Raw genomic sequence first — 4,488 nt, 5'->3', positions numbered from 1 at the left:
TTTACCCGCACACGCCGCAAACCTCGATCCTTCTTGGTATGGTGGTCTGGGTTTTGTTTTTAAGACACAGGTTGGAGGGGGGGGCTCCCTCTTGGGGGGGCCGCCCCTTCGGCGTACCCGGCCGGGCTGCCATACCGCGTACATACGCGTGCAATACGCCGCGGGGAGAGTTGGAGGATGCCTCCGGTTCCTCTCGCAGTCCTTGACCTGGTCCCCATCAGCTCCGGCTCCGATGCCCCGACGGCGCTGCGCAACACCGTCGAACTGGCCCGCGCCGCCGAGGAGTTCGGCTATCGCCGCTACTGGCTGGCCGAGCACCATCTCAATCCGGGCGTGGCCGGTTCCGCGCCCGCCCTGGTGATCCAGGCCGTCGCGCAGGCGACCCGGGAGATCCGGGTGGGTTCGGGCGCGGTCCTGCTCGGGCATCAGACGCCGCTGTCGGTCGTGGAGCAGTTCGGGATCCTGGACACGCTGTATCCGGGGCGGATCGACCTGGGCGTGGGGCGGTCGGGGCGGCCGCGCGGCACTCCCCCGGTGGCACAGGCCGCCGAGCGGGGCGGCACCTTCACGGACGAAGGCCTGTATCTGCCGCCCAAGTTCACGGGTTTCGCGCGGCTTCTTCGCTCGCCGCGCTTCCGGCTGCAGCAGGCCCTGCTCCAGCAGCCGGGCGCGCAGACCCCGGCGTACGACGCGCAGATCGACGACATCCTCGCGCTCCTCGCCGGGACCTACCGCGACGAGGACGGCGTCGAGGCGCACGCCACGCCGGGTGACGGCGCCGACGTCGACGTATGGATCCTGGGCAGCAGTGCCGGGGAGAGCGCCGAGGTGGCGGGGGCGCGGGGGCTGCCCTTCGGGGCGAACTACCACGTCAGTCCGGGCACGGTGGTGGAGGCCGTGGAGGCCTACCGCGCGGCGTTCCGGCCCTCCGCCGTGCTGTCGGAGCCGTATGTGGCGGTGTCCGCCGATGTCGTCGTCGCGCCGGACGACGGGACGGCGCGGCGGCTCGCGGCCGGATACGCGCCGTGGGTGCGGTCCATCCGCAGCGCCGAGGGTGCGATCGCGTTCCCCACGCCCGAGGAAGCCGCCCGCCATGAATGGACGGACGAGGACCGGGAGTTGGTGGCCGACCGCGTCGGCACCCAGTTCGTGGGCGCGCCCGAGACGGTGACGGAGCAGCTCGACGTGGTCCAACGGGCCACCGGAGCCGACGAGTTGCTGATCACCACCATCACGCACGACCACGCGGACCGGCTGCGTTCGTACGAGCTGCTCGCCCAGGCCTGGTTCAAGCGGGCCTGAGACCAAGCAGTGCTGAGACCAAGCAGTCCTGAGACAAGGAAGAGACGTCATGAAGTTCCAGGTACTGTCGATCATCGGTCATGCGCCGCACCCACTGACCGGCCGACTCCCTTCCTCCGCCGACCGGTTGGCCGATGTGATCGAGGTCGGTGTGGCCGCGGAGGAGCTCGGCTATGACGCGTACGCCGTGGGCGAGCGGCACGCGGGAGCCTTCCTGTCGTCGAGCCCGACGGTCGTGCTCGGCGCGCTGGCGGCGCGGACCACGCGCATCAAGCTGCTCACCGGAGTCACCGTCGTCGCGATCCTCGACCCCGTGCGGGTCGCCGAGGACTACGCGACGCTCGATCAGATCTCGCGCGGGCGCATCGAGTTGGTCATCGGCAAGGGTGCAGAGGCGGGCCACTTCGACCTCTTCGGGCTCGACGAGGAGCGGCAGTGGGATCTGCAGAAGGAGAAGTACGAGCTCCTTCGGCGCCTGTGGAGCGAGGAGAACGTCGACTGGGAGGGCGAGTTCAGGCCCGCCCTGAAGAACGTGACGACGGTGCCGCGCCCGTACGCGGGAGTGCCGAGGGTCTGGCACGGCTCGGCGACGTCCCTCAACTCCCCCGATCTGGCGGCCAGACACGGGGATCCGCTCTTCACCGCCAACGCCGTCCAGCCGCGCGCCGCGTACGCGAAGCTGATCTCGCACTACCGCGAGCGGTTCGAGGCGTACGGACATGATCCGGCGCGCGCCCATGTGGCGGCGGGCTCCGGCGGTCTGCTCATCGCGGACTCGGCGGAGCAGGCGGTCGCGCGCTACCGCGAGCTGTACGAGGCGAAGGTACGGCAGTCTTTCAAGCCACACCTGGAGGGCAAGGCGGGCTACAACACGCCCTTCCGGACCATCGAGGACGCGATCGCGGACGGGCCCCAGCTGATCGGCTCCCCGCAGCAGATCATCGACAAGATCCTCGGCTACCACGAGGTGTACGGCCATGACCTGCAGTCCATCACCGTGGACGGGTTCGGCCTGGAGCGGGCCGAACAGATCGAGACGCTCCAGCGGTTCGCCGAGGAGATCGCGCCGGCGGTGCGCGGGGCCGCGCCGTCCACGCTGTGGGACGCCGTGTGACGGGCAGACACCGGGAGCTACGATCCGAAGACATCCCTGACCTGCCCTGGAGTGATCAATGACTCTCCTGACGACGTGGGCCGAGTCCGGCCCCGAGACCGTCGTACGCCGCACATCGGACCCGGCCGAGATAGCCGCCGCGCTCGCCCCCGTCGGCGTGCGCTACGAGCAGTGGCCGGTGCGCGAGGACGTGCCCGCCGACGCGGACAGCGACACGGTCTTCGCCGCGTACCGCACGGAGATCGACAAGCTCAACGCCGAAGAGGGCTTCCAGACGGTCGACGTGGTGGCACTGCACCCCAGCGACGACCCCGCGTGGCCCGAGAAGGCGAAGGCGGCCCGGCAGAAGTTCCTCGCCGAGCACACGCACGACGACGATGACGAGGTCCGGTTCTTCGTCGCGGGCGCCGGGATCTTCTACCTCCACGTCGGCGGCGAAGTGCACGCGGTCTACTGCGAGAAGGGCGACCTGCTCGGCGTTCCGCGCGGCACGACGCACTGGTTCGACATGGGCACGTCCCCCGCGTTCACGGCGATCCGCTTCTTCCACGAGGAGGACGGCTGGATCGGCACGTTCACCGGCAGCCCGATCGCCGACCGCTTCCCGGACTTCGACACGATCCACGCGGGGTACGCCGCGTGAGTGTCTCTTTCGGCGCGGGCTCCGTGGCTGCCGTTGTGCTCGACATCGAGGGCACCACGAGCGCCACGGGGTTCGTGGTGGACGTGCTGTACCCCTACGCGCGCGAACGGTTCGGGACGCTGCTGGCCTCGCGGGGCGATGAGCCGGAGGTGGCGCGGGCCGTCGCGCAGGTACGTGAGCTGGCCGGCGAGCCGGACGCCGATGCGGGACGGATCGAGAAGATCCTGCACGGCTGGGTGGACGAGGACCGCAAGGCGACGCCCCTGAAGACCCTGCAGGGGATCCTCTGGGCGGAGGGCTTCGCGCGCGGCGAGCTGGTCTCGCACTTCTACCCCGAGGTGATCGGGGTGCTGCGGGGGTGGGCGGCGGGCGGAGTGCGGCTGTACGTCTACTCGTCCGGGTCGGTGGCGGCGCAGCGCGCGTGGTTCACGTACTCGCCCGAGGGGTCGTTGATGGACCTCGTGAGTGGCTTCTACGACACCGAGAACGCGGGGCCCAAGCAGGAGGCGGACTCCTACCGGGCCATTTCGGCGGCCGTGGGCGTGCCGTCCGATCGCACGCTCTTCCTGTCCGACCGGCCCGGTGAGCTGGACGCGGCGCGGGAGGCCGGGTGGCTGACGGTGGGCGTCCGGCGGGCCGGGGAGCCCTGTTTCGCCGCCGGGGTCGGCGGGCATCCGGAGGCGTTCGCCTTCGACGAGATCACTGTTTCGGCTTCGGCTTCGAGGAGCACGGCATGAGCGAGACCACTGCGCTGGACCTGGAGGAGGCGGGCGCCGTCCTGGCCGCCGAGGCGGCGCGGTTCGCCTCGTTCGGGTGGATGCGGGGTACGTCCGGGAACCTGTCCGTGGTCCTCTCGCGTACGCCGCTGCAGCTCGCCGTGACGGCGAGTGGGCGGGACAAGGGTGAACTCACCGCCGCGGACGTGGTGTTGACGGACGCTTCGGGCGCCGCGCTGGGGCCGGGGCGGCCGTCGGCGGAGGCCGCGCTGCATGCGCGGGTGGCGCGGCTCACGGGGGCGGGGGCGGTCGTCCATGTCCACACGGTGGCGTCGGTGGCCATGGGGCACCGGAAGCCGGAGGGGGTGGTGTTCCGTGACCTGGAGATGCTGAAGGGGCTTGGGCACGGTACGCACGAGGTCGAGGTGACGCTGCCGGTGATCGCCAACAGTCAGGACATGGCGGTCCTTGGGGATCGGCTGGAGGCGGCGCTTTCGCCGGGGATGCCGGCGGTGGTTGTGGCCGGGCACGGGATGTACGTCTGGGGTGCGGATCCTCGCGAGGCGCGGCACCGTACGGAGGTCGTGGAGTGGCTCCTGGAGCTGGAGCTGACCCGGGGGTAGCCCTGCGGGGCTACCCCCCCCCCGCCCAGGCCGGTCGCGTATAACACACAGAAGCAGGCCCACACCAACACACTTGTTTTATACGTGGGG

At 70.5% G+C, this 4,488-nt stretch carries 5 protein-coding genes; all 5 read left to right on the top strand.

The window, feature by feature from the left end:
• Positions 1 to 177 precede the first annotated feature (177 nt).
• The 5 genes from ACFWY6_RS21045 to mtnB are packed head-to-tail and all read left to right on the top strand — an operon-like array spanning position 178 to position 4,398.
• Positions 178 to 1,302 (top strand): LLM class flavin-dependent oxidoreductase, encoded by a 1,125-nt coding sequence (locus ACFWY6_RS21045; RefSeq protein ID WP_384692460.1) that lies wholly within the window; start codon positions 178 to 180, stop codon positions 1,300 to 1,302.
• 49 nt (positions 1,303 to 1,351) lie between these two features.
• On the top strand, positions 1,352 to 2,416 hold the full coding sequence (locus ACFWY6_RS21040; protein ID WP_384692457.1) for an LLM class flavin-dependent oxidoreductase: 1,065 nt from the start codon (positions 1,352 to 1,354) through the stop codon (positions 2,414 to 2,416).
• 58 nt (positions 2,417 to 2,474) lie between these two features.
• Positions 2,475 to 3,059, top strand: coding sequence for an acireductone dioxygenase (locus tag ACFWY6_RS21035; RefSeq protein WP_384692454.1), 585 nt, complete (start codon positions 2,475 to 2,477; stop codon positions 3,057 to 3,059).
• A complete protein-coding gene (mtnC, locus tag ACFWY6_RS21030) occupies positions 3,056 to 3,796 on the top strand; it encodes an acireductone synthase (protein WP_384692451.1) in 741 nt (246 codons plus the stop codon). The genes ACFWY6_RS21035 and mtnC overlap by 4 nt, the downstream gene beginning before the upstream one ends.
• Positions 3,793 to 4,398: a methylthioribulose 1-phosphate dehydratase gene (mtnB, locus tag ACFWY6_RS21025; protein ID WP_384692448.1), complete on the top strand. Its 606-nt coding sequence runs from the start codon at positions 3,793 to 3,795 to the stop codon at positions 4,396 to 4,398. The genes mtnC and mtnB overlap by 4 nt, the downstream gene beginning before the upstream one ends.
• Positions 4,399 to 4,488 lie beyond the last annotated feature (90 nt).

The sequence above is a fragment of the Streptomyces sp. NPDC059037 genome (assembly GCF_042740015.1).
GTDB lineage: Bacteria > Actinomycetota > Actinomycetes > Streptomycetales > Streptomycetaceae > Streptomyces.
The sequence above is the reverse complement of the archived record's forward strand: the minus strand, read 5'-3'. Positions and strand labels throughout refer to the sequence as shown.

Coding starts and splice junctions, on each gene's coding strand:
- ACFWY6_RS21035 (WP_384692454.1), top strand. CDS start 2,475: ATGACTCTCCTGACGACGTGGGCCGAGTCCGGCCCCGAGACCGTCGTA.
- mtnB (WP_384692448.1), top strand. CDS start 3,793: ATGAGCGAGACCACTGCGCTGGACCTGGAGGAGGCGGGCGCCGTCCTG.
- ACFWY6_RS21045 (WP_384692460.1), top strand. CDS start 178: ATGCCTCCGGTTCCTCTCGCAGTCCTTGACCTGGTCCCCATCAGCTCC.
- ACFWY6_RS21040 (WP_384692457.1), top strand. CDS start 1,352: ATGAAGTTCCAGGTACTGTCGATCATCGGTCATGCGCCGCACCCACTG.